General features: G+C 66.1%; 24 protein-coding genes. 17 read left to right on the plus strand and 7 right to left on the minus strand.

From position 1 onward, the window contains the following. Nucleotides 1–41: 41 nt before the first annotated feature. Nucleotides 42–1,016 (minus strand): helix-turn-helix transcriptional regulator, encoded by a 975-nt coding sequence (locus AC5RW2_RS17945; RefSeq protein WP_493944032.1) that lies wholly within the window; start codon nucleotides 1,014–1,016, stop codon nucleotides 42–44. Between the two features lie 405 nt (nucleotides 1,017–1,421). On the opposite strand from AC5RW2_RS17945, the gene AC5RW2_RS17950 reads away from it, so the two are divergent. The 3 genes from AC5RW2_RS17950 to AC5RW2_RS17960 all read left to right on the plus strand — a co-directional run bounded on the left by AC5RW2_RS17950 (nucleotide 1,422) and on the right by AC5RW2_RS17960 (nucleotide 2,830). Then, nucleotides 1,422–1,577: a hypothetical protein gene (locus AC5RW2_RS17950; protein ID WP_493951483.1), complete on the plus strand. Its 156-nt coding sequence runs from the start codon at nucleotides 1,422–1,424 to the stop codon at nucleotides 1,575–1,577. A gap of 99 nt (nucleotides 1,578–1,676) precedes the next feature. Continuing rightward, nucleotides 1,677–2,648 carry a lantibiotic dehydratase C-terminal domain-containing protein gene (locus tag AC5RW2_RS17955; RefSeq protein WP_493951482.1) on the plus strand — a complete coding sequence of 324 codons (972 nt, stop codon included), beginning with the start codon at nucleotides 1,677–1,679 and terminating at the stop codon, nucleotides 2,646–2,648. Next, entirely contained in the window at nucleotides 2,645–2,830 is a 186-nt protein-coding gene (locus tag AC5RW2_RS17960; RefSeq protein WP_493951481.1) for a hypothetical protein, read from the plus strand. Before AC5RW2_RS17955 ends, AC5RW2_RS17960 begins: the two co-directional genes overlap by 4 nt. A gap of 155 nt (nucleotides 2,831–2,985) precedes the next feature. Here the strand turns inward: AC5RW2_RS17960 and AC5RW2_RS17965 are convergent, their stop codons facing one another. Next, entirely contained in the window at nucleotides 2,986–3,465 is a 480-nt protein-coding gene (locus AC5RW2_RS17965; protein ID WP_493962678.1) for a MarR family winged helix-turn-helix transcriptional regulator, read from the minus strand. A 193-nt stretch (nucleotides 3,466–3,658) separates the two neighbouring features. Between AC5RW2_RS17965 and AC5RW2_RS17970 the strand changes: the two genes are divergently transcribed. Further along, a complete protein-coding gene (locus tag AC5RW2_RS17970; protein ID WP_493962677.1) occupies nucleotides 3,659–5,023 on the plus strand; it encodes an MFS transporter in 1,365 nt (454 codons plus the stop codon). 133 nt (nucleotides 5,024–5,156) lie between these two features. Here the strand turns inward: AC5RW2_RS17970 and AC5RW2_RS17975 are convergent, their stop codons facing one another. Further along, nucleotides 5,157–5,990: an aldo/keto reductase gene (locus AC5RW2_RS17975; RefSeq protein WP_493951478.1), complete on the minus strand. Its 834-nt coding sequence runs from the start codon at nucleotides 5,988–5,990 to the stop codon at nucleotides 5,157–5,159. Nucleotides 5,991–6,123: 133 nt separating this feature from the next. Continuing rightward, nucleotides 6,124–6,558, minus strand: a complete 435-nt coding sequence (locus AC5RW2_RS17980; protein WP_493951477.1) for a helix-turn-helix domain-containing protein — start codon at nucleotides 6,556–6,558, stop codon at nucleotides 6,124–6,126. A 310-nt stretch (nucleotides 6,559–6,868) separates the two neighbouring features. Between AC5RW2_RS17980 and AC5RW2_RS17985 the strand changes: the two genes are divergently transcribed. Further along, nucleotides 6,869–7,348 carry a DedA family protein gene (locus AC5RW2_RS17985; protein WP_493962676.1) on the plus strand — a complete coding sequence of 160 codons (480 nt, stop codon included), beginning with the start codon at nucleotides 6,869–6,871 and terminating at the stop codon, nucleotides 7,346–7,348. 135 nt (nucleotides 7,349–7,483) lie between these two features. Further along, nucleotides 7,484–8,329, plus strand: coding sequence for an HpcH/HpaI aldolase/citrate lyase family protein (locus AC5RW2_RS17990; RefSeq protein ID WP_493962675.1), 846 nt, complete (start codon nucleotides 7,484–7,486; stop codon nucleotides 8,327–8,329). Nucleotides 8,330–8,399: 70 nt separating this feature from the next. On the opposite strand, the gene AC5RW2_RS17995 is transcribed toward AC5RW2_RS17990, so the two are convergent. Next, complete coding sequence (locus tag AC5RW2_RS17995; protein ID WP_493962674.1) at nucleotides 8,400–9,260, minus strand: SDR family oxidoreductase; 861 nt, start codon at nucleotides 9,258–9,260, stop codon at nucleotides 8,400–8,402. A gap of 206 nt (nucleotides 9,261–9,466) precedes the next feature. Here AC5RW2_RS17995 and gluQRS point away from each other — a divergent pair, with 206 nt between their 5' ends. The 11 genes from gluQRS (at nucleotide 9,467) to AC5RW2_RS18050 (ending at nucleotide 19,909) form a co-directional block, all read left to right on the plus strand. Beyond that, nucleotides 9,467–10,369, plus strand: a complete 903-nt coding sequence (gene gluQRS, locus AC5RW2_RS18000) for a tRNA glutamyl-Q(34) synthetase GluQRS (RefSeq protein ID WP_493962807.1) — start codon at nucleotides 9,467–9,469, stop codon at nucleotides 10,367–10,369. A 90-nt stretch (nucleotides 10,370–10,459) separates the two neighbouring features. After that, nucleotides 10,460–11,266 carry an SGNH/GDSL hydrolase family protein gene (locus AC5RW2_RS18005; RefSeq protein WP_493962673.1) on the plus strand — a complete coding sequence of 269 codons (807 nt, stop codon included), beginning with the start codon at nucleotides 10,460–10,462 and terminating at the stop codon, nucleotides 11,264–11,266. A 155-nt stretch (nucleotides 11,267–11,421) separates the two neighbouring features. After that, nucleotides 11,422–12,687, plus strand: a complete 1,266-nt coding sequence (locus tag AC5RW2_RS18010) for an MFS transporter (protein ID WP_493962672.1) — start codon at nucleotides 11,422–11,424, stop codon at nucleotides 12,685–12,687. A 232-nt stretch (nucleotides 12,688–12,919) separates the two neighbouring features. Beyond that, entirely contained in the window at nucleotides 12,920–13,126 is a 207-nt protein-coding gene (locus AC5RW2_RS18015; protein WP_493962671.1) for a stress protein, read from the plus strand. 177 nt (nucleotides 13,127–13,303) lie between these two features. Then, nucleotides 13,304–14,479: a zinc-dependent alcohol dehydrogenase gene (locus AC5RW2_RS18020; protein ID WP_493962670.1), complete on the plus strand. Its 1,176-nt coding sequence runs from the start codon at nucleotides 13,304–13,306 to the stop codon at nucleotides 14,477–14,479. A 145-nt stretch (nucleotides 14,480–14,624) separates the two neighbouring features. Further along, nucleotides 14,625–14,810, plus strand: a complete 186-nt coding sequence (locus AC5RW2_RS18025; RefSeq protein ID WP_493962669.1) for a hypothetical protein — start codon at nucleotides 14,625–14,627, stop codon at nucleotides 14,808–14,810. Nucleotides 14,811–15,060: 250 nt separating this feature from the next. Further along, nucleotides 15,061–16,029, plus strand: a complete 969-nt coding sequence (locus AC5RW2_RS18030) for an asparaginase (protein ID WP_493962668.1) — start codon at nucleotides 15,061–15,063, stop codon at nucleotides 16,027–16,029. 28 nt (nucleotides 16,030–16,057) lie between these two features. Next, nucleotides 16,058–16,945, plus strand: a complete 888-nt coding sequence (locus AC5RW2_RS18035) for a polysaccharide deacetylase family protein (RefSeq protein ID WP_493962667.1) — start codon at nucleotides 16,058–16,060, stop codon at nucleotides 16,943–16,945. 28 nt (nucleotides 16,946–16,973) lie between these two features. Continuing rightward, a complete protein-coding gene (locus AC5RW2_RS18040; protein WP_493962666.1) occupies nucleotides 16,974–18,311 on the plus strand; it encodes an MFS transporter in 1,338 nt (445 codons plus the stop codon). A 46-nt stretch (nucleotides 18,312–18,357) separates the two neighbouring features. Then, nucleotides 18,358–19,137 carry an SDR family NAD(P)-dependent oxidoreductase gene (locus tag AC5RW2_RS18045; RefSeq protein ID WP_493951543.1) on the plus strand — a complete coding sequence of 260 codons (780 nt, stop codon included), beginning with the start codon at nucleotides 18,358–18,360 and terminating at the stop codon, nucleotides 19,135–19,137. A gap of 19 nt (nucleotides 19,138–19,156) precedes the next feature. Continuing rightward, complete coding sequence (locus AC5RW2_RS18050; RefSeq protein WP_493962665.1) at nucleotides 19,157–19,909, plus strand: SDR family NAD(P)-dependent oxidoreductase; 753 nt, start codon at nucleotides 19,157–19,159, stop codon at nucleotides 19,907–19,909. 83 nt (nucleotides 19,910–19,992) lie between these two features. On the opposite strand, the gene AC5RW2_RS18055 is transcribed toward AC5RW2_RS18050, so the two are convergent. Further along, nucleotides 19,993–20,889 carry a galactose-binding domain-containing protein gene (locus tag AC5RW2_RS18055; RefSeq protein WP_493962664.1) on the minus strand — a complete coding sequence of 299 codons (897 nt, stop codon included), beginning with the start codon at nucleotides 20,887–20,889 and terminating at the stop codon, nucleotides 19,993–19,995. 10 nt (nucleotides 20,890–20,899) lie between these two features. Next, a complete protein-coding gene (locus tag AC5RW2_RS18060) occupies nucleotides 20,900–22,480 on the minus strand; it encodes an alkaline phosphatase D family protein (RefSeq protein ID WP_493962663.1) in 1,581 nt (526 codons plus the stop codon). Nucleotides 22,481–22,585: the final 105 nt, after the last annotated feature.

A 22,585-nucleotide genomic window follows, 5' to 3' on the forward strand; every position in this document is an offset into this window, starting at 1 on the left:
ACGGAGAGGAAACAGAAGTTTTCTATTGGTGATGCTTCGGCTCAGAGCCAGCCGGCGTCCCGGGCCCTCAACGCAGCTTGGAAACGGCTGTCGGCGCCAAGCTGTTCCAGCATCCAAGCGATGTGCCGCCTGCAGGTGCGGACGCTGATGTCCAGCCGCCGGGCAATCACTTCATCGGAGTAGCCGGCAGCCATCGCGTTGAGGATGGATTGCTGGATGCCGTTAAGGGCTGACGTGGCGCCGTCCTGTCCGTCGAGCACATAGGGGTCGGCCAGCTCCCACGCCACGTGGAACAGGTTGATGAAAACCTGGATGAGGTTGAAGTCGCGCACCACCAGGGCGCCGCGGTCTTCCGGGTGCAGCTGGCGGCCGATCAAGGCGAGGTTGCGGTCGAAGATCATAATCTTCAGCGGCACGTAGGGCAGCGTGCGGTACTCGCCTCCGGCCGGGGAGATTGCGGCGACCGCTTTGCGCGTCGGGACGTGGTCCAAGGTGCTGGCATGGCTGATATTCTTGCGGACCACCCCGCGTTTGAGCAGCTCGAGGTCCTTCTGGATGCCCTCTTCATGGACATCGGCCGAGGAGCCGGACCCGGGCTGGCTGATGAGCACCTGCTCGGCGACGTCGCGGCCATAGTCCACCAGCAGTTTGCGGATCACGCCGGGGTCTTCGAGGACCTCCACGGAGGAATCGAGCGAGACGCGCTTGCGCGCCGCCAAGTAGGTGGGAACCAGGGCAGCCATGTCGGCGCGGTGCCCGCTGATCTTGGTGCGCAGGTCGATCAGCAGCCGCTCATCCGAATCCACCAGCTGCGAGAGCGCAACGTCGGGCGAGATGGCAACGTAGCACTCCACGTCTGGTGCCGGCTGCTGCAGCAACTGCCGGCTGACCAGTTCCCCGATGGCAATATTGAGGTCGCGGATGGTGTAGCCGAGGGCCGTTGACGCGGTCTCCTTGGTCCAGCCGGGATGCGCCACAGCGAATTCATAGACCTCGAATGCTGTCCCGCTCAGCATGGGGCGCTCCTCCGGTTGATTCATCTATGTATCACGCAGGGCTTGCTATTTCAGGCGCTTTTCGGCGGCCCTTGGGCCAGTCTAGGGCACTTCTTGGGCCGATCTTGCGCGGCCCCAAGGCTGCTACTTGCTGCCATGGCCACATTATGCCACCCTCTCGCAGGGTTTGTCCGGCCAACCGTCTAACCAGCCTATTTCCGCGGAATCACACGGAGAAGCACGCTCTCGGCGCCGTGTCCGGAACCTGTCAGTGCAAGCCCTGAGGCACGATCAGGGCATGTCCGGATGTTGCAAGTGGATTGGCTGGACAGGCGGAGCAGAAGCACGGAACTCTTGGAGTTGTCGGGCCGAGCAGTTCGGCTGGATTAGCCACCGTACGAACCGAAGCCATGTGAAGGGAATGACATGTTCAAGAAGATCGCAAGCATCGCGGCAGGGCTGCTCGTTGCATTGGGGGCGGTCTCGGCGGCCACCCCGGCAGTAGCCGCCGATCTAGGTCCGGTTCCGCAGTCCGCAAAGTCGGTCACCGTCTCAACTTCCGCCCTTATCTGGGACTGGTAAAAAGCCGCCCCATCTCATCGGCACTGTGCTGATTCCGCAACCAGGATGACGCCGACTATCCCTCCCCAAACCACCGGAACATCGAACCAGGAGAAGCGCATGAGCCAGCTGACAGCCATCCGCCCGACAAGTTCGGTGAACGTCAAACCGTACTGGTGGGTTCTGTCTATTTACACGGGTAGGCAGGACGTAGTCGACGCCGTCATAGGAGAACTGGTTACACCGCTGGTCGCCCACGCTCGCCGCGAAGGCGTGGGCCGCTGGTACTTCAGCCACAGTGCCGACCAGATGGGGCCTCACTTGAAGGTCCGGTTCCTGGGCCGCCGCCCAATCCTCGATAGCCTCCAAAGGTTTGAGCTCGCGGCCCGGGACCGGGTCCTGGACATCCTTCCCGACCTGACTACCCAGGAGAACTTCGTGCTGCCTTCCGGCAGCGAGGGCTCCATCCAGACTTCCGCCGGCGACGCCGTTGTCCCCGTACCGGAAGCCGACCTGGACCGCTTTGGCGGGCCGGACGGGTTGGAACTGGCGGAGGAGGTGTTCGAGCTTTCCTCCGAGCTAGCCATGTGGGCCACGCAGCGCTTCAGTAAGACGCAGGGCCGTTCGGCGCTGGCCTCGTTGCTCCTTTGTGATGCTGCCTGGGCCATGATGTACGGGCCGAAGGCGCAGCAGTGGCCGGACCGCAGCAGGCTTTCCTGGGAGTACTGCTGGGACAACCACCTGAGGGTATCCACAGCCGAGTTGGGCCGCTCGGCACCGAAGGCGCGGCACAGTCTCACCGCCGGCTTGGTCGCGCGCACGGCTCCGATGCACCGGTTGATGGCGGCAACCGCGGACGAGAGCAGCGTGCAGAACTGGCGTCGCCGCTGGATCAGGACCCTTGACTCGTACCTCTACCGGGCAGATCGGGCCCGCGTGAGCCGCAGTGCCCAGCAATTGACGTTCTGCCAGGCCCACCTGTTGATGAACCGGTTGGGTTTCACTACCTGGGAGGAAGCCGCACTCGGCGTCTATGCCAGAGCATGGTCGCCGGAGGTCGAATCCTCCATGTTGGAAAAGAGGACAAAATGAGCCCGTTCGGTTTCACGTCGATCGGACCCGAAGCCAGGGTGCCGGAAGTCCCGAACGACAGAACATCGGATTTGGACCAGGTCGGCGTGCTGGATGCGCACGGTCAGGATGACGATCTGTGGAACCTCACCGGCAGCGACTATCTGCGTGACGCCGCGTGGGCAGACCAGGCCTGGCAATAAGAGAATACCCGCCGGCATTCCGCCGGTTACAAAGCCATCCTCCCCCCAAGGGGATCAGGCCGGAGCCTCCCCCCAACGCTCCGGCCTGATCCTTGTCCGCGAGGCTCAATGAAGCTTCGTTGGATGCCCAGGACCCGCGGACACGTGCGGCGCGCTCAGCCGCCGGTATTAATTTCTGCGGCGGGTGAGGTCAGCAGTTTGTCCAGCAGCGCATCCAGCTGTGCCGCTTCCTCCGGATCCAAGCTTTCCGCCAACAGTTTATTGACCCGCAGGGCGTCTGGCATCAATTGCTGGAGCACGTTCTTACCGGCATCCTCCAAGGTCACGCTCTTGCGCCGCCGGTCGGCTTCGTCCCGGCGGGTGCTGATCAGTCCCAACAGCTCCAGACGCTTCAGCAGCTCGGCCAGGGTGGACTTATCCAGCTGCGCCAGCTGGCCCAGCTCACGTTGCCCGATGCCGGGTGCATCCCGCAGTGCGAGCAACACGCCGTATGCCACCGAAGACAGCTCGGTGGACACTTCACGCTGCCATAGGGCGCTGTGGAATTGCAGGGCGCGCCGCAACTGGAAGCTGCGGTACCGCTCGCGGTCCAGGGAATCGCCGATGGGGCTCAGCGTGGCAGGGGACACGTTCACGTCTACATCAATTGCTTAATCTGTGACGAAGGTCAAATTGTGATCCCTCCCGGAAGCCGAGTAATGTAACCCTCCGTATACGGACGAAGTTTCCGAACGTTCGGTCGGTGCGGTGCGCGGCGTAGTCTCACACCGCCGTCGAAGTTCGAAGCAAGCGCCCTGGCACCAGAGATCCACAAGAGAAGTAGGCACCATGGACATCAAGGCACGCATCGAAGCGTCTCCGATGACGAAGGCGCAGGTTGGCATTGTTGCCATCTGTCTGGCCCTGAACTTCATTGACGGCTACGACGTCCTGGTCTTGGCTTTCAGCGCGACGGCGATTAGCGAAGCCTGGGGGCTGAGTGGCTCGGAGCTGGGCATCCTGCTCAGCTCCGCCCTGGCCGGAATGACCATCGGCGCGATTTTTGTGGCACAGATCGCGGACAAGATCGGCCGCCGGAAAACCATCATCCTGTCCACCTCCGTGATCACGCTCGGAATGTTCGCCTCCGCGATGGCTCCGAACTACGAGGTCCTGTTGGTGCTGCGCATCCTCACCGGAATTGCGGTGGGAACCATGCAAACCAGTCTGAACGTGATGGTGGCCGAATACGCCAATGCCCGGCGACGGGCCACGGCAGTGAGCATCTACGCCGCCGGTCAACCCATCGGCGGCGTGCTTGGCGGCATCATCGTGGCCGCGCTCCTGACCTACTTCGAATGGCACGCTGGGTTCATTTTCGGCGGCGTGATCACGCTGGCCATGCTCCCCATTGTGCTCAAGTGGCTGCCCGAGTCCATCGACTACCTCAATGCCAGGCGGCCCGAGAACGCCCTGGCTGAGATCAACAAGATCCTGGTCCGGCTGGAGCAGCCCGAACTTGACGCCCTTCCTGCCGCTCCGGACACCACCGGACGGCCGAAGAACAACCTGGTGGCGGTTTTCGCCAACGGCCAAGCCAAGAAAACCGTGCTGCTGGCCTTCGCCTTCATGATGATCATGGGAAGCTTCTACTTCGCCAACTCCTGGACCCCACGCCTGCTGACCGAATCCGGATATTCGGCCAACCAGGGCATCACCGCTGGCGTGCTGTTCAGCGTCGGCGCGATCATCGGGGCAATGGTCTTCGCTTGGGCCGGCGCCCGGTTCCAGCTCAAGCGCACGCTGGCCGTCTTCTTCGTCCTGGCGGCGGTATCCTTCGCCGTGTTCGCCCTGCTGGCCGACACGCTGAACCCGGCGCTGATGGGAGCGGTGTTGCTGGGCATGCTGACTAATGCGTCCATTGCCGGCATGTTCACCATCGGTCCGGTCTACTACGACGCCTCCCTGCGTGCCACTGCCGTGGGGCTGATCGGCGGCATCGGCCGCTGCGGCGGAATCATCTCCCCGATCCTGGCCGGAGCGCTGGTCGATGCCGGCTGGATCCCGGGCAACATCTACTTCGTCTTCGTGCTGCCGCTGGTACTGGGCGCCATCGCCCTGATGGTGCTGCGCAAGCCCGCGGCCTTTGTAGCCCCGGCCGCTGCCGCCCAGCCGGAAGCCGCGCAGCCGGAAGCACTGGCCGGAAGGCGCTAGGACCCGACTTGCCGTTGCGGGCGCTCCTCCCACCGGAGGGGCGCCCGCTGCGTTTCCGGACGGCGCCGGTCGGGCCGTGTCAGGCAACGACCAGTGTCAGGCGACGGCTGACGGCAGGCCCAGAGCAGGCCGCCTAATGGCCGAAGACGTCGGCGTCGGCAATGTCCTTGGTGCCGCGGTCCAGGGCCGACAACTGGTCCAGCTCTGCGGCTTCCATCATGAAGTCGAAAATGGCGAAGTTCTCGGCCAGCCGGTCCGGCTGCGAGGACTTGGGGATCGGCACGTGCCCCAGCTGGGTGTGCCAGCGCAGCACCACCTGCGCCGGAGTCTTGCCGTACTTGTCGGCCAGCGACTGGACGGCCGGTTCGCGGAGCAGGTCCCCGCCACGCCCCAGGGGGCTCCACGACTCGGTCACGATGTTGTGTTCGCGGTGGATCTCCACCAGGTCGCTGCGGGTGTGCCGCGGGTCCAGCTGGATCTGGTTGACCTCGGGCACCAGCCCGGCGTCGAACAGCCGCTGCAGGTGCGCGGCCTTGAAGTTGGAGGTGCCGATCGCCCGCACGCTACCGTCCGCCAGCAGCCGGGCCAGTCCCTGGAACGCCTCCACGTAACGGTCCTGCCCGGGATTCGGCCAGTGAATCAGCAGCAAATCCACGTAATCAACGCCCAGTCGCCGGGCGCTGGCCTCGAAAGCCGCCCGCGCGCCGTCGACGCTGTGCCACTCCTTGTTGAATTTGGTGGTGATGAAGACGTCGGACCGGTCCAGTCCGCTGCGCCGCAGCCCTTCGCCCACGCCCTCTTCGTTCTGGTAGTTCTCCGCCGTGTCGATTAGCCGGTAACCCAGCTGCAGGGCCGTTTCGACGGTTTGGGCAACTTCGGCATTGTCCAGCGGCCAGGTCCCCAGCCCAAGCAACGGCATTTTGGCCCCATGTCGCAGGGTCACGAGCGGGGCAAGCAGGTCGGCCACGATGAGAGTCTCCTCTGGTTGTCCTTCCGGCCCGACCTCCGGGCCAGTGGCACCCAGCCTAAGCGCGATCGCGTCGGCTGTGCACCCCGGCGGCGGCTGTCCGTGCCGGAAGGCGGGAAGAGAGCCGAGCAGGCTACTGGTGGGCGGGGGCAGCTGAGTCGCCCGATGCTTCCGGCGCTGGCTCCTGGGCACCTGAGTCCGGAGCAGCGGTGCGGGTTTCCAGCCAAGCCAACACATCGGAGAGCCGGATCCGCCGGTGCGTCCCGCGGTACTGGACCGGAATTGTGCCGGCATCGGTCAAGCGCCGCATGTAGGTCAGCGAGACCCCGGCCACCTCGGCCGCCTGCGACGTGTTCAGCAGCTCCACCGTAGAGCTCACCATCACCGCGTCGCCGTGGGCAAACCTCCGGAGCATGTCGACGACGGCGTCCGCCGCCTGGGCGGGCAGCTTCACCGCCGTGCCATTCACGAACACTGTGACATCGGCGCTTTCGTCGAGCGCGCGCTGCAGGCGCTGCGCCTGGGCAGCGGGAAGGGCGTCTGCGGTGCGGGGCGTCAGCTGGGCCATGAACACAGCGTAGGGCACTTTCCCCGCCCGACCGCGGAAGGTGGGCACCGCCGTCGTTCTCAGGCTGTGGCTCATACTCCGGCCGGCGTTGACATCCCTTCCAGCGGTGATGTTAGGTGCCCTTAGCATCCCTTCCGGCATGGTGCCCCTTCATGCCGCCATGCGCCACCCCACAGGAGGACACCGTGCGGCAGACGTGCCCGCTGAGCCGGACCGTTGCCGCTGCCTCGAAACACCGCCAGATGGAAGGTGTCGGGGTGGCTGCGCTGGGGGAGCGGCGCCGGCGGAGCAGGTTGGGGCCAGCGGCTTGATGGCGCAGATCGCCAGTCTCCCGTTTGGGCTCGCGGTGCTCATCTTGTTTGCCATCGTGATGCTGCGGGCCAACGCCACCTATTGGGCCGGCAGGGCCGTGGCCGCCGGCGGCAGGCACACCCGCCTGGCGCGCCGGCTGGATTCGCCGCCGATGCGCCGCGCGGAGGCGATCATCGCGCGCTGGGGAGCCCCCGCCGTCGCGCTGTGTTTCCTCACGGTGGGCGTCCAGACGGCGGTCAATGCCACTGCGGGGCTGGGCCGGATGCCGCTGCGCCGGTACCTGCCGGCCGTGGTGATCGGCTCGGTGTTGTGGGCGGTGCTGTACGCCACCGTCGGGCTGGCGGCACTGGAAGCCTGGCTGGCCGCGACTGCAGGATCCCCGGTGGGGATCGCCGTCGTGGTGCTGCTGGTAGTTGCGGTGGCGGCCGGAATCGTGTTGGCCCGGCGTCGTCGACAGCGGGATCAAGCCTCCGCCTGATGCCTCCGCTGATGCGCCCGTCTGATGCGCCCGTCTGATGGGCTGGGGCGCGGGCGCAGAGCACGTGGTAGACGCCTCAGCCGGTATTCCTCCCGCCGTTGGTGGCTGCGGCAGCGAAAACATTAGGCTAGGGGTATGTCCGCTTTAAGAAACCGTCGTGCCGCTGCCCTCCCCGCTAAACTCTCCCGCTCCTGGCTGCTGGCGTCGGCCGCGGACGAAGCGAATTTCGGCCCGGCGCTCGCCTCTGAAGCAGACTCGGTTATTTTCGACATGGAAGACGCCGTCCCCGCGGGCGGCAAGGCCGAGGCCCGGGAACGCGTGGTGGAGGCGCTGTCCACCGGTATGACCGCCTGGGTCCGCGTGAACGGCATGGAAACCGACTACTGGGCCGACGACCTCGCCGCCCTCTCCAAGGCACCGGGCCTGCGCGGCGTCATGCTGGCAATGACGGAGAAGCCCGAGCAGGTTACGCACACTGCCATGCGGCTGCAGGCCGGCACCCCGGTGCTCGCGCTGATCGAATCCGCCATCGGCATTGAGAACGCCACCGAGATCGCCCGCGCGCCGGGCACCTTCCGGCTGGCTTTCGGTGTGGGTGACTTCCGCCGCGACACCGGGGCCAGCGATTCGCCGATGGCGCTGGCCTACGCCCGCTCCCGGCTGGTGGTCGCGTCCCGGGTGGGGCAGCTGCCCGGCCCGATCGACGGCCCGACCGTGGGCGCTCTGGGCGAGGAACTGCTCGAAGCCTGCAAGGTGACCGCGTCCATGGGCATGACCGGCAAGCTCTGCCTGCTCACCGATGCCGCCGACACGATCAACAAGGGGCTCTCGCCCAGCGAATCGGAAATCAAGTGGGCGCACGAGCTGCTCGACGCGCACGCGGCCGGCGCCGTGGTGGGCGACGGTTCCTACCTGCCGCGCCTGGCCCGCGCCGAGAAGATCTCCTCGCTGGCGGACTCCTACGGCCTCTGGAACGCGTAGGGTACAACGGCGGGGCCTGAATCCCGGCAGCGGATTTTGACGGCGGCGACGACGCCTCGGAGTCGCTCGGTCAGTCCCGGGCGAACAGCTGGTGCAGGCTCAGCGCCGGACGCCCGGTCAGCAGGTCCACATCGTGGGTCACCCGGTCCAGCTCCCCGGCGGCGATCGCCGTGTAGGTGCTGACCCAGGCGTCCACCTGCCAGTCCGGGGCGCCGTAGTGCGCGCGGCTGGCGTACGCCTCCTCCACCGTTTCGTTGATGAACGACGTCGGACGGCCGGTTGCGTCCGCGATGGCGGCGGCCGCCTCGGCCAGGGTCAGTGATTCCGGGCCGGTCAGCTCGTAGGTGAACGCGGCGTGCGGCATGGGTTCGGCCAGGATGGCTGCGGCGGCCCGGGCCACGTCCTCGCGGGCCACGAAGCCCGCCTTCCCATCGCCCGCGGGCCCGCGGATCACGCCCGCCTCGTCGGCGAAGAGCGGCAGGATGTCGGCGTAGAAGTTGTTGCGCAGCAGCGTGTGCTTCAGGCCGGATCCGCGCAGTTTCTCTTCGGTGGCGAAGTGGTCGCGGGCCAGCGTGAACGTGGCGTCCTCGGCCGCACCGACGAACGAGGTGTAGACGATGTGTTCGACGCCGGCGTCGATAGCGGCGTCGATGAAGGTGAAGTGCTGCTGCAGCCGGTCCTCGGCTTCGGCGGCGGAGACCATGAACACGGTCTCCACGCCGTCCAGCGCGGCGGCCACGGCGGCCTTGTCGCCGTAGCTGGCGCGCGCCGTCGTCGTTCCCGGCAGTTGCGGCGCTCGGGAGGGATCTCGAAGGATCAGTCGCAGCGGCAGGTTCTGCTCCGCCAGCATGCTGGCTACCATCCCGCCCACTTGGCCAGTGGATCCGGTGATGGCAATCGGGGTTACCTCGGGGGAGTCGGGTGCGCTCATGGCTACAGCATATTAGGCCCGGCCACCCACGTGCAGGCGCGCTGGCCGGTGGGTGGCAGTTGCCTTCCTGCCACGATCCGAGTCTTGCTGCCCGACGGCCGGCCCGCAGCCGGCTCACAGTCTGGCCCGGACAGCCGCCCGCAGTCCGCCCGCTTCCGTCCTGCTACCGTGGGGACGTGCCAGCAGTCCAGAGTCCCCCCGGTCCGCTGCCACCCGCCGGCCGGTTCGCGCCCAGTCCTTCCGGCGAACTGCACATCGGCAACCTGCGTACCGCGGTGCTGGCCTGGCTCTTCGCGCGCAGCACCGGCCGCCGCTTCCTCATCCGGGTGGAGGACCTGGACCGGGCACGCGCCGGTTTCGAGGCCCAGCAGCTGGAAGACCTGGCAGCCATCGGACTCGACTGGGACGGCGAGGTAGTACGGCAGACCGACCGCGGACCGATTTACCAGCGCGCGCTCGAACAGCTGGCCGAGGCCGGCCTGGTCTACGAATGCTTCTGCACCCGCCGGGAAATCGTGGAAGCACCCAGTGCCCCGCACGCCCCGGAAGGCGCCTACCCGGGGACCTGCCGAAACCTGACCGACGCCGAACGCGAGGAGCGCCGCCAAGACCGCCCTGCCGCGCTCCGGCTGCGCGCGGACACCGCCAGCTACACGGTCGCCGACCGGCTGCACGGCGACTACACCGGCACGGTGGACGACTTCGTGCTGCGGCGCAATGACGGCGTGCCCGCCTACAACCTCGCGGTGATGGTGGACGACGCGGCCCAGGGCGTGGACCAGGTGGTGCGCGGCGACGACCTGCTGTCTTCTGCTCCTCGGCAGGCGTATCTCGCTCAGCTGCTGGGGCTGCCGCCGGTGGAATACGCCCACGTCCCGCTGGTCCTCAACGAACGACGGCGGCGCCTGGCCAAGCGCGATGGTGCGGTGACACTGGCGGCGCTGGCGATGACCGGGCTCGACGCCGCTGCCGTGCGCGGCATGCTGCTGGAGTCGCTGCACCTGCCGGACGCGCCGCTGGACCAGTTGGCCGCCGACTTCCGGCCGGAGGCCCTCCCGCTGGAGCCGTGGATCTTCGACCCGCCGCAGCTGGCGCTCTCCCGCCGCTGAGCTCCTCCCGTCACCGCTGCGGCCACACTGGCCTTGCGGTTTTCATGCGGAGTTTGCCTGGGCTTTCCCCGTTCGCACTAGCGTGGGCGCGTGGGCGGACTCTTCGTGGCGTTGGGCGACAGTTTTACTGAGGGCGTCGGGGACTACAACCCGAACCTTCCGAACGGAGTCCGCGGGTGGGCAGACCGGGTGGCCAAACAATTGGCAAAGCAGGACCCCGACTTCCGCTACGCGAACCTTGCGGTGCGCAGCAAGCGGTTGCACCAGATCATCGCCGACCAACTGGAACCGGCCATCGCCCTGCGGCCTACACTCGTCTCCTTCTACGCCGGCGGCAACGACATCCTGGAGTTCAAGCGCAGCATGCCGGAGCTCATGGCGGAGTACGAAGGGGCCATCAGGCAACTGTCCGAAACCGGCGCGAGGTTGATCCTGTTCACCGGGTTCGAGGTGATGCTGCCGCCAGTGCTGGAACCGATGCGGCGGCGCAACTGGGCGTTCAACGAGGCCGTCCGGGAACTGTCCCGCCGCTACGACGCGGTGTTGGTGGATCACTGGGCGTTCGAGCGCTACCAGGACCGGCGGATGTGGGACACGGACCGGCTGCACATGTCCTCGCTGGGGCACAGGTACATGGCGGCCCGGGTGCTTGAAGCCCTGGGCGTGGACCACACACTCAAGCTGCAGCGGCCGGAGGCGCCCGTTCCGGTTGGGTTGCGCGAGATCCTGCGGCGCGAGCGCGATTGGCTGCAGGAGTGGGTGATCCCGATGTTCGGCCGCAAGTTCAAGGGCGTCACGCTGGGAGACAATCTGCCCCCGCGCTGGCCGGAGCCGGTACAGGTCTCACGCGGTTTGAAGAAGCTCGCCAAGGAGCGTTCTGCCGCCGCGGCCGGCTAATGCGGGGCGCCGGTTGCCGCTCCAGCCCTGCCGTTTGCCGACCACATCGCGTTGAACGGTGCGGCCGTGCCTGCTTGTCCGACAGCGCCTGTACGCTGTTGCCACCACTTTAGGCCTGCGGCCATGCCGCGTCGTCAGGTAGGAGGCTGCCGAAGGTGACAGTCCAGGAACCGCGTAAGCCTGTGCCGGCGCTTCCGGCGGCGTTCCAGGAGCCGACCGTTAAGGTCCGCCCCGGCTGGGTCACCGCCGTCGTCCTTACCAATTTGGGCATCAACGCGGCGTTTTTTGGCCCGCTGCAGGTCTTGCTCGCCCAGCAATCGCAGACTTTCGACGCGGTGAACAAGGAAGCCGTCCTCGCGCTGGCCACCGGATTCGGCGCTGCGGTCTCGCTGGTTGCGAATCCGATTTTCGGCGCACTGAGCGACCGCACCACCTCCCGGCTCGGACGACGGGTGCCGTGGGCCCTCGCCGGTGGCATTTTGGGTTTCGCGGCACTGCTGCTGCTTGCCGGCGCGCCCAACATCGCCGTGATGGTGATCGGTTGGTGCCTGGTGCAGGCCGGGTGCAACGGAGCTTACGCAGCCGTCACCGCCAGCATCCCGGACCGGGTGCCCCGGCGGCAGCGCGGCCGGATCGGCGGCCTGGCCGCCATCGGCCAGACGCTGGGCATTGTGATGGGCGCAGTGCTGGCGAACCTTGCCGGCGGTTTCGTTGCCGGTTACATCTACTGCGCCGTTTTCCTGCTGGTCAGCATCATTCCGTTCGTGATTGCCGGCCGCGACACGCCGCTGGACAAGACGGACCGCCAGCCCTTCGCCTGGCGCAGCTTCCTGAAGGGCTTCTGGATCTCCCCGGCCAAGTACCCCGATTTCGGCTGGGCATGGCTGACCCGGTTCCTGGTCAACCTGGGCAACAACATCTTCACCCTCTACCTGTTCTTCTTCCTGCAGGACGCCGTGGGGCATCCGAACCCCGCCGCCGGCGTGCTGCTGCTGACCGGCATCTACGCCACCATGGTGGTGTTGATGGCCCTGGTCGGCGGACCGCTGAGCGACCGGGCGGGCCGGCGCAAACCATTCGTGATCGCGTCCTCGGTGACCATCGCGACCGCCTCGATCATTGTGGCGGTCACTCCGGCGTGGCCGGCGGTGATCGCGGCGGCGATGGTCCTCGGAGCGGGCTTCGGCATGTTCCTGGCCGTGGACTTCGCCCTGCTGACCGAGGTGCTGCCCAGCGCCGCCGACCGCGGCAAGGACATGGGCGTCATCAACATCGCGGCTTCGTCCCCGCAGGTCATTGCCCCGCTGATTGCTGCGCCCACGGTGCTTTACCTGGGCGGGTACACTGCGCTCTTCGCCCTGTCAGCCGTCATCGGCCTGCTGGGAGCGGTCTTCGTGGTCAAGATCAAGGGCGTGCGCTAACCAGTTCGCGCCCCGCGGCCGGGCAGGCGAACGACGGCGGGTGGCCGCCTGACCCGGCCCCCTGACGTCCGCGCCGCGTCCCAGCGCGGGCCGACACGGCGGTCATGCCGCGCCGCTCATGCTGCGCCAAGTGCAGGCGAAATGATCGCCCCAAACGCAACGATAGCAAGTTTGCTTACTAATTCTTTGTGTGTTTATGGTGGGGGTGCAGTCGAAATGAAAGGAGAACGTGATGGCAGGCCAGAACAATCCCGGACAGTTCGGAAACCGTAACGATACGGAGCAGCAGGCCAGCAAGGGTGGCCAGGCCAGCAGTGGCAGTTTTGGCAGCGGGAACGGTGTTGATCCCTCCGCAGCCGGTCGGAAGGGCGCAGAAGCGCAGCCCAATGAGGCCAAGGCGGAAGGCGGCGCAAACAGCCACCAGGGCAGCAATGGCTGACCACCGCTGAAACAGCTGACGAGGAGGGGGCGAACCTCTCCTCGTCAGCTTATTCAGACACGATGACGGCCGCGGCGCACCGTCTCGGGACAGGCCGCAATCACGGCCCGGTTTCCCGTCGACCGCAGGGCGCCGTGGTGAATCGCCCGGGCCGGGCCGCCCCGAAAAGGAGGACAGATGAAAGCACTGACATGGCAGGGAAAGCGTTCGGTGAGCGTCGAGGAGGTCCCCGATCCCCGGATCCAGGAACCCACGGACGCAATCGTCCGCATCACCTCGACCGCCATCTGCGGTTCGGATCTGCACCTGTATGAGGTGCTCGGCCCGTTCATGGACAAGGGTGACATCATCGGCCACGAGCCGATGGGAATCGTCGAGGAAGTCGGTTCCGCCGTCACGCACATCAAGGCCGGGGATCGCGTCGTTATCCCGTTCAACGTATCCTGCGGCCACTGTTTCATGTGCAAGCAGGGCCTGCAGTCGCAGTGCGAGACCACCCAGGTCCGGGAGTACAACAGCGGTGCTGGTTTCCTGGGCTACTCCCGCCTCTACGGCTCGGTGCCCGGCGGGCAGGCCGAATACCTACGCGTCCCTCACGCGGACTATGGCCCGATCAAGGTCCCCAACACGGGCGAGGACGAGCGCTACCTCTTCCTCTCCGATGTCGTCCCCACCGCTTGGCAGGCCGTGCAGTACGCCGCACCCCCGAAGGGCGGCTCGCTGGCCGTCCTGGGCCTGGGCCCGATCGGCCAGATGTCCGCCCGGATCGGCCGGCATCTGGGCTACCGCGTGCTCGCGGTGGATCCCGTGGCTGAGCGCCGAGCCATGGCCGAGCGCCACGGCATCGAGACGCTGGATTCCTCCGGCGACGTGGCCGAGCAACTGAAGGACCTCACGGACGGCCGCGGCCCGGACTCCGTGGTGGACGCGGTCGGCATGGAGGCCCACGACTCGCACGTGGCGGGCCTGGCCCATAAAGCGGTGGGGCTGCTGCCGTCCCCGCTGGGGCGCAAGGCCATGGAGACGGGCGGGGTGGACAAGCTCGATGCGCTGTACACCGCCATCGATGCGGTCCGGCGCGGCGGCACGATCTCGATCAGCGGGGTATACGGCGGAATGAAGGATCCGCTGCCGATGCTCACGATGTTCGACAAGCAACTCCAGCTGCGCATGGGCCAGTGCAACGTGAAGTCCTGGATCGACGACCTGCTGCCGTTGGTTGATGACCCCTCGGACCCGCTCGGCGTCCTCGACCTCAAGACGCACACCGCGCCGCTGAACGAGGCACCAGCGATGTACGAGTTGTTCCAGAAGAAGGAAGACGGCTGCATCAAGGCGGTGCTCAAGCCGTAGTCCCGAAATCACTACGGCAGCACGGCTGCGGAAGCCGGGCGGACAAGCGACGGCGCCCGGCCAGGATCCTCAAAGGAGCCACTAACCCTTGGCTTCCGGCGTCGACCGGAGGACGATTAAAGGGTCGAGGTGAAGGAGGTTTGTGATGTGCTACTCCTCGAACAGGGATTTCGGATGGCGCTTTAGGAAGGAAAACGAGCGCACACCGGAAACCCGCCGGGAAGACCAGGACGCCAAGGACGAGACCTGGACGAAGTCCGATGACTCCGAAGTAAAGGCATTCCTGGATAAGTCCCCAGCCGACGAACCGGCCCGCGACCGGGCGTTGTAGCCGAAACCATTGAAGCCCCGCAGGAAATCTGCGGGGCTTCAATCGCGCCCACGTTCGCCGCTGTGACCGCCCGAGCTGGAGAGGTCCTCCGCGGCAGCCACCCGGTGGTAAACCCAGATCGGCCGCTTTGAATGCCCTTTTGTCTTTTCTTGGTGTCATGGGCGTCGTATTCTGGAGCCGTTGCAGCGCGCTCTTGCAAAGATAGCCCGACCCTTCGGAGCCGGCCCCTCGCTCGAGAAGGAGGCGCAGGGTGGCCCATATCCAACTGCTGGGCACCGGCGGTACTATCGCCTCGCGCGGCCACGGCGCCGGGGGAGCTGTCGCTACCGACGCCTCGTCTGCGTTGGTCGATGAGCACTACGGCGATGTCACGGTCAGCGCCCGCGACGTAATGACCATCGGCAGCTACCGGCTGGATCTTGCCGACCTGCGCCGGATTGCCGAGGCGGTTGGGCAGGCCCTCGAAGATCCAGACACCGACGGCGTGGTGGTCACCCACGGCACGGACACGCTCGAGGAAACGGCCTTCCTGCTCGACCTCGTGCACGCCTCGCCCAAGCCAGTAGTGCTCACCGGCGCCCAACGCACTGCCGACAGTCCCGACGCGGATGGCCCACGGAACGTCGCAGAGGCGGTCCGCGCAGCAGCCGACGAGCATCTGCGCGGGGCCGGAGCGCTCATTTGCTTTGACGGAACAGTCCGTTCCGCCCGCGGTGCCCGCAAGGTGCATACCACCGCGGGCAGCCCTTTCGGCGGTGGCACGGAAGTGGCGCACACGGCAGGCGGCCAGCTCGTGGTGACTGCCACGCCCCGCCGCTACCCGCCGTTGGCGGTACCGTCGAGCGCGTTCGATGACACCCGGGTGGAAATCATCACCGCCTATCCCGGCGCGACTCCGGATTTGCTGGACTACGCCGTGCAGCTGGGGAGCCGCGCCGTCGTGCTGGCCGGTACCGGGGTCGGCAACGCCGGACCGGGATTTGCCGAGGCGGCGAAACGGGCGACGGAGAATGGCTGCGTCGTCGTGCTCAGCACCCGGGCGCCGTGGGGACCTGTGGTCCCGACCTATGGCAACGGCGGCGGCATTGATTTGGTAGCCGCCGGAGCCATTCCCTCGAAGGATCTCAACCCCTTCCAGGCGCGCATCCTCGCCGCCGTCCTGCTTTCCTACGGCAAGTCACCAGAAGAATTCCCAGGAGCGTTCGAAGCCTACCTCTAAAAACACCACCGCTACCGGAGGAGAGATCATGGCCAAAAAAATCTACGTCTCGGTCGGCATCGACGTCGACGCCGTCGGCGGCTGGTTGGGTTCCTACGGTGGGGAGGATTCTCCGGGCGACATCTCGCGTGGGATCTTCGCCGGCGAGGTCGGCGTGCCCCGGCTGCTTCAGCTCGCCCAGCGCCGTGAGATGCCCGTGACCTGGTTCTGGCCGGGCCATTCCGTCGAGACGTTTCCAGAGCAGTTCGACGCCGTCGTTGCTGCCGGGCACGAGATCGGGGTGCATGGTTACAGCCACGAAAACCCCATCGCCATGACCCGGAAACAGGAGACCGAGGTTCTTGACTACTGCACCGACCTGATCGAGCAGCGTTCCGGACGCAGGCCGGTTGGCTATGTGGCTCCCTGGTGGGAGTTCTCTCCGGTGACCAATGAGATCTTGCTTGAGCGCGGGTTCCTGTATGACCACTCGCTGATGCACGACGACTTCACCCCGTATTACGTGCGGGTGGGGGACAGCTGGACCAAGATCGACTACGAAGCCGAGTCGGCCGGGGAATGGATGAAGCCGCTGGTGCGCGGCGAGGAGACCGATCTCATTGAAGTGCCGGCGTCGTGGTACCTCGATGACCTGCCTCCGATGATGTTCATCAAGTCCAGCCCCAACAGCCACGGCTTCGTCAGTCCCCGGGACATCGAACAGCTCTGGAAAGACCAGTTTGATTGGGTGTACCGCGAGATGGACTACGCCGTCTTCCCGATCACCATCCACCCGGATGTCTCGGGCAAGCCGCAGAACCTGCTGATGCTCGAGCGGCTGTTCGACCACATCCAACAGCATGACGGCGTTGAGTTCGCCGTCATGGAAGACCTCGCGCGGGACTTTGCCGCCCGCCACCCCCGAAGAGACTCCTGAGAACCCTCGCGTCAAGGAAGCAACTGCCATGTCATCGCTACGTTCTCCCGGCGGCCGCTCAGTCGAGCCGTGGAATGTGCCCATCACCAAGAAGACCATCACGCAGGTCTCAGTCGTCTGCTTTATCGCCTGGGTCGCCTCGGTCTATGACTACACCCTGTTCGGCACCCTGCTGCCGGTCATCGCCGACGAGTTCGGTTGGACTCCCGCGCAAGCGACCGCGATCAACACCTTCGCAACGATCGGCGTTTTCATCGTCTCCCTGCTCGTGGGAACCATTCTTGACCGGATGGGCCGCAAGAGAGCCCTGATCATCCTTATGCTGGGCGGAGCGGTGGCTTCCGGCCTGACCGGTCTCGCGGCCGGCGCCGTAAGCCTTGTCATCATCCGCTCCTTCACCGGGTTCTCCATGTCCGAAGAAGTCGTCAACGCGGTCTACCTGAACGAGATCTACAAGGAGGCCAAAAGCCGGGGCCTGATGTACTCCCTGGTTCAGGGCGGCTGGCCGGTCGGGGCCCTTATTTCCGCGGGGCTCTCGGCGCTGCTGCTGCCGATCATCGGCTGGCGCTGGACCTTCGTGGTAGCCGCTGTCCTGTCGCTGATAGTGGTGGCCATGGCCCTCCGGCTGCCCGAATCGCCCACCTTCGCCGCCATGCAGGAGGTTAAACGGCGCCGTGCCGGCGGCGACGTCGAAGGCGCCCACCGGTTGGCAGACGAACACGACCTGGAGGAGGCAGCCCACCATGCCACCGGCGTGAAGGATGTCTTCACCCCCGAGTTGCGCGGGCACACCATCCTCCTGGCCCTGTCGTGGTTCTTCAACTGGCTCGCCATCATGACCTTCTCCGTCTTGGGCACCACCATCCTGGTCAATGCCAAGGGGGTCTCCTTCGACAACGCCCTGATCATTCTGGTCCTGGCCAACGCTGTGGGCTTCGTAGGCTACGTCTTCCACGGCTGGCTCGGTGACAAAATCACCCGGAAGCGCACCGTAGTCTTCGGCTGGCTGGCGGGTGGCATCGTCAGCCTCATCATGCTGCTGGGTCCGGGCAACCCGGGCATCATCATCCCGCTGTACGCGCTGACCCTCTTCTTCCTCACCGGCCCCTACGCGGCGCTGCTGTTCTACATGGGCGAGTCCTTCCCCGCCCACGTGCGCGGCATGGGCACCAATGTGGCCCACGTGATGGCGCCCGTCGGCGGCATCGCCGGCTCCGGTCTGTTGTCCATCCTGCTCGCCGCCGGCGTGGATACCGGCTGGGCGGCGATCATCACCGGCACCGGCGGGCTGTTCGTCTCGGCCCTGTGCATGGCCGGCACGCGCACCATCCGCGATGCCCATCAGAGGACGACGGTGATCGCATGACCTCCTACGACGCCAACCGCAAGAACAACAGAAGGACGGTGGCCGCGTGAACCGCGACGACGGACTCGAGGGCAAGGTCGCCGTTATCTCCGGCGGGGGCAGCGGGATCGGCAGGGCGCTCGCCGTAGCCTATGCCCGGGCCGGCGCCCACAGTGTGATCGGCTACCTCCCCTCGGATCCCCACGATGCGACGGATACGGTGCGTGCGGTCGAGGAGGCCGCTGGACGCTGCGTGGCCGTCCCCATGGACGTGCGCCGTTTCGAGGACACGGAAAAGCTCGCCCAGACCGCACTGGACGAGTTCGGCCGGCTGGACATCTCGGTGGCCGCAGCCGGTATTCTGCGCCGGGCGCCTCTGGCCGACATGACCGACGAGGCGTGGGACGACATGATGGCTGTCGACCTCTCCGGTGTCCTGCGCGTCTTCCGCTCCTGCAGCATGCGGATGGACGACGGCGGGGCAATGGTCGCCACGTCCTCGATCGCCGGAGGCGTTTACGGCTGGGAAGAGCACAGCCACTATGCCGCCGCCAAGTCCGGTCTGCTCGGCCTGTGCCGGTCATTGGCCGTGGAGCTGGCTCCGCGCCGGATCCGGGTCAACGCCATTATTCCGGGGCTCATCGAGAGCCCGCAGTCCCTGGACCCGGTGAACTCGCTGGGCCGGGAAGGCCTTGACGCCGCAGGATCCATCATCCCTTGGGGCCGGGTGGGCAACGTCGACGAGGCCGCCCGCGCAATCCGCTTCCTCACTAGCGACGACTCGGCCTACATCACGGGACAACAGCTCATTGTCGACGGCGGGCTGACTGTCCGCTGGCCGAGCTGAGCATCGGACAGGAGTTGAGATGGAACAACAGCTCGTCAACAAGGTCGCCGTCATTTCCGGCGGAGGCAGCGGCATCGGTGCGGCCATCGCTCTGCTTTTTGCCCAGGAGGGCGCCGACGTGGCGCTGCTGGACCGGGATGAAGAGGGCACCGCAAAGGTAGCGGGTGAAGCCGGCGACTTCGGCGGCCGCACCGCAGCCCTCACTGTGGACGTCACCGACGGCGAAGCCGTGCGGCAGGTAATGGATCACGTCGCTGCAACATTCGGCGGTATCGACATCCTGGTCAGCGCCGCCGGCATTCTCGACGAGACGCCGCTGCTGGAAATGACCGAAGCGACGTTCGATAAGACCCTCGCCGTGGACCTGAAAGGCGTTTTCCTGGCGGCGCGTTGGGCCGCTCCCCACATGGTGGAGCGCGGCGGAGGCCGGATCATCAATATCGCCTCGCAGCTCGGGATCAAGGGCGGGGTCGGTTTGACTCACTATGTGGCCGCCAAGGCCGGGGTGATCGGCATGACCAAAGCCATGGCACTGGAGTTGGCCGAGCACCACATCCTGGTCAACGCGATCGCCCCGGGGCCCATCTTCACTCCATTGATCGAGGGACTCTCGGACGAGTGGAAGTCCGCCAAACAAGCCGAACTTCCCATCGGCCGCTTCGGACACGTCCACGAGGTAGCGCCGACGGCCTTGCTGCTAGCCTCCTCGCCCGGCGGCGACCTCTACACCGGGCAGACACTGGGCCCGAACAGCGGGGACGTCATGCCGTAACCGGTCGAAGTTCGTGGGTCGTCGTCGGGGGCGATGCTGTTGCTCTTCGACGCCGACGGCGGCTCGGGTACTTTCCTGCCAGGCTATTGCGCGTAGGCCTCAAGCTCGACGATCCGCGAGTACTTGTGGTCGTTCGAGTCGTAGGTGACGACTTGCACCTTGTCCCCCTGGACAGGAGTAAACGTTGCGGTGATCCGGCCGACCTCATTTCCTCTGACCTCCTTGACTGTCTGCCAACCGGTGGCGGTGTGCACCTGGATGTCGAAGTCGCGGACCCCCATCACTGAGGCGGGGTGCTTCGCTGAGTCGAGAGTGTAAAGCTCCACGCGGCCGATAGTGCTTTTCGCTGCGAGGTTGACGCCGTAGGTGTCCGGGAAGACTCCCGACGTCGCGTCGTGGGTTCCGCTCGCGCCCCACTGGGCGGAATCGGAGTTGCCGTCGACCCCGCCGCAGAGCTTGACGTTGCTGTGGGTCGAGGAGGCGTAGGCCTGTTCACCCAGCGCGAGGTTGTCATCGGCGTCGCGCTCGGGGACTTCCCCAACCTCCAGCCACACGTCGTGGGAATCCTGCCCGGCGACGCTGAGCGTCGCCCGATAGTAGCCCGGTTCTGCACTTCGAGGCAGTGCGACGTCAACTTCGGTGCTGACAGTCTGATCCGGGGCCGCCGCCGGCAAATACGTGGAGAAGATCCGCTGGGAGAGCGTCAATGGCGCCTCCACGGTCAGGTCCATGTCGGTGTACATGAATTCGTCGGTCGTGTTAGTCATGCCCACCGTGAACCCGCCGCCGGGCAGGCAAGGCAGCGGTGAGGACACGGTCACCAGACTGGGTGCACTGATCAAGACGGACGGGGGCGCGCTGGGCGCCTTGTTTTTGCGCCCGCCTTCGTTGGCGAGTGCGGCTCCGGCCAGCGGCACCGCGAGCAGGGCGGCGCTGGCGGACGCCGTGACGAGGAATTTGGTATGTCGCTGCATTGTCATGTCTCCTTCGTCAGCGCTGGATGCCGGCGACGCTGTTGGCCACGGTGAGGGTGGTGCGAGTGCTCATGGACCCGGCCTGATCGGTAACTTTGTCCGCCACCCGGTAGTCCGCGCTCCATTCCTTTGGTGTCACAGTGCAGCTGACATAGCCGCGCTGGCGGTTGGCGAACGCGATGTGCGGCCCCTCGGCCTTAATCGTCCGGGTCCAGCTGTCCTGATCCGCTCCGTCGCCGGCGGACGAGATTGAAGTGCCGACGAACTCGGCGCCGACGGTCGGAGAATCCGTATTATCGAAGTCGAGCTTGAGATCGGCGCCGAAGTTGGCGTGGACGTCACCGGTGAGCACGACCAGATTGTCCACCCCGCGCTCATGGAGTCCGCTAAGGATGCGGTTGCGGGAGGCCGAGTAACCCTCCCATGTGCCCATCGGCGAGGACTGCCCTTCGCCGGCCGAATTGTCGGCCCGCATCATCATGACCTGCTGGGCCAGCACGTTCCAGCGGGCGTTGGAGCCACCGAGACCATCAAGGATCCACTTCTCCTGCACATCGCCCGTAATGGTTCGGTTCGGGTCGCGGGTCGCATCGCTCGGTGCGCGCCAGCCGCCGTCGTCGTGGGAGCGGTACTGCCGGGTGTCCAGCACGGAGAACTCCGCGAGCCGGCCGTAGGTGAGCCGCCGGTAGAGCTGCATGTCCGGCCCTTTTGGTTCCTGCGCCATACGGAGCGGCATGTGCTCCCAATAGGCCCGGAAGCCATTGGCTTGGCGTACAACGAACTCCGCGGAGCCTATCGGTGACCAGTCGTTCTCAACCTCGTGGTCATCCATCGTGACCACCCAGGGCGCCGATGCGTGCGCCGCCTGCAGATCCGGGTCCTGCTTGTATAGGGCGTAGCGGAGTCGGTATTCGTCGAGCGAGTCACAGGAGCCCTGAGCCTCCGCCGGGACTGCTTGCTTGCGGAGCCCGCCGTCGTTCGGCACGCCGGTTTCGTAGATGTAGTCGCCAAGGAAGAACACGAGGTCGTGGTCCCGGGAAGCGATGTCCCGGTGTGCGGTATAGAAGCCGTCGTTCCATTTCTGGCATGAGGCGAAGGCAAGAGTGAGGGCAGAGATCTCCGCGTCCGGGGCCGGGGCTGTGCGGGTGCGGCCAACCGGGCTGAGTTGCCCGTCCACCCGGAACCGGTAGAAGTAGTGCCTCCACGGCCGCAAATTGCGGACGTCGACATGGAGGGTATGAGAGTACTCCGGCCGCGCAGTGGCGGTGCCCGACTGCACCACCTTGCCGAACCGTTCGTCCTCAGCGACTTGCCACTGAACCTGGACGTTCCGGTTGGCCATCCCGCCGTACGGTTCCAAAGGTTCGGGTGCCAGACGAGTCCAGATCACCACGCCGTCCGGCAGCGGGTCGCCGGAGGCCACCCCGAGGGTGAACATGTCACGCTTCTCGCGGCCACGGGGTGCCGCGTCAGCGGTACGGATGTCAGCCAGGGTGCCGGTGAGGGCGAGGGCCGCGGCTGCTGCTGTGCCGGTGAGGAACCGGCGCCGGGTAGCGGTCGCTGCCTGAAGGGTTGCAAGGTAATTGTCGGGGCGCACGACTGTGAGCCAACCCGGCAGGAGTGAACCGCTTGCCGCCCCGGCATGGCGGCAGCCTATCCGCCGGATGAACGTTACGACAGCACTGTTGTCGCGCCCAACTTC

The sequence above is a fragment of the Arthrobacter sp. B0316-1-20 genome (assembly GCF_059091865.1).

Coding starts and splice junctions, on each gene's coding strand:
- AC5RW2_RS17945 (WP_493944032.1), bottom strand. CDS start 1,016: ATGCTGAGCGGGACAGCATTCGAGGTCTATGAATTCGCTGTGGCGCAT.
- AC5RW2_RS17950 (WP_493951483.1), top strand. CDS start 1,422: ATGTTCAAGAAGATCGCAAGCATCGCGGCAGGGCTGCTCGTTGCATTG.
- AC5RW2_RS17955 (WP_493951482.1), top strand. CDS start 1,677: ATGAGCCAGCTGACAGCCATCCGCCCGACAAGTTCGGTGAACGTCAAA.
- AC5RW2_RS17960 (WP_493951481.1), top strand. CDS start 2,645: ATGAGCCCGTTCGGTTTCACGTCGATCGGACCCGAAGCCAGGGTGCCG.
- AC5RW2_RS17970 (WP_493962677.1), top strand. CDS start 3,659: ATGGACATCAAGGCACGCATCGAAGCGTCTCCGATGACGAAGGCGCAG.
- AC5RW2_RS17980 (WP_493951477.1), bottom strand. CDS start 6,558: ATGGCCCAGCTGACGCCCCGCACCGCAGACGCCCTTCCCGCTGCCCAG.
- AC5RW2_RS17985 (WP_493962676.1), top strand. CDS start 6,869: ATGGCGCAGATCGCCAGTCTCCCGTTTGGGCTCGCGGTGCTCATCTTG.
- AC5RW2_RS17990 (WP_493962675.1), top strand. CDS start 7,484: ATGTCCGCTTTAAGAAACCGTCGTGCCGCTGCCCTCCCCGCTAAACTC.
- AC5RW2_RS17995 (WP_493962674.1), bottom strand. CDS start 9,260: ATGAGCGCACCCGACTCCCCCGAGGTAACCCCGATTGCCATCACCGGA.
- AC5RW2_RS18015 (WP_493962671.1), top strand. CDS start 12,920: ATGGCAGGCCAGAACAATCCCGGACAGTTCGGAAACCGTAACGATACG.
- AC5RW2_RS18020 (WP_493962670.1), top strand. CDS start 13,304: ATGAAAGCACTGACATGGCAGGGAAAGCGTTCGGTGAGCGTCGAGGAG.
- AC5RW2_RS18025 (WP_493962669.1), top strand. CDS start 14,625: ATGTGCTACTCCTCGAACAGGGATTTCGGATGGCGCTTTAGGAAGGAA.
- AC5RW2_RS18035 (WP_493962667.1), top strand. CDS start 16,058: ATGGCCAAAAAAATCTACGTCTCGGTCGGCATCGACGTCGACGCCGTC.
- AC5RW2_RS18040 (WP_493962666.1), top strand. CDS start 16,974: ATGTCATCGCTACGTTCTCCCGGCGGCCGCTCAGTCGAGCCGTGGAAT.
- AC5RW2_RS18050 (WP_493962665.1), top strand. CDS start 19,157: ATGGAACAACAGCTCGTCAACAAGGTCGCCGTCATTTCCGGCGGAGGC.
- AC5RW2_RS18055 (WP_493962664.1), bottom strand. CDS start 20,889: ATGACAATGCAGCGACATACCAAATTCCTCGTCACGGCGTCCGCCAGC.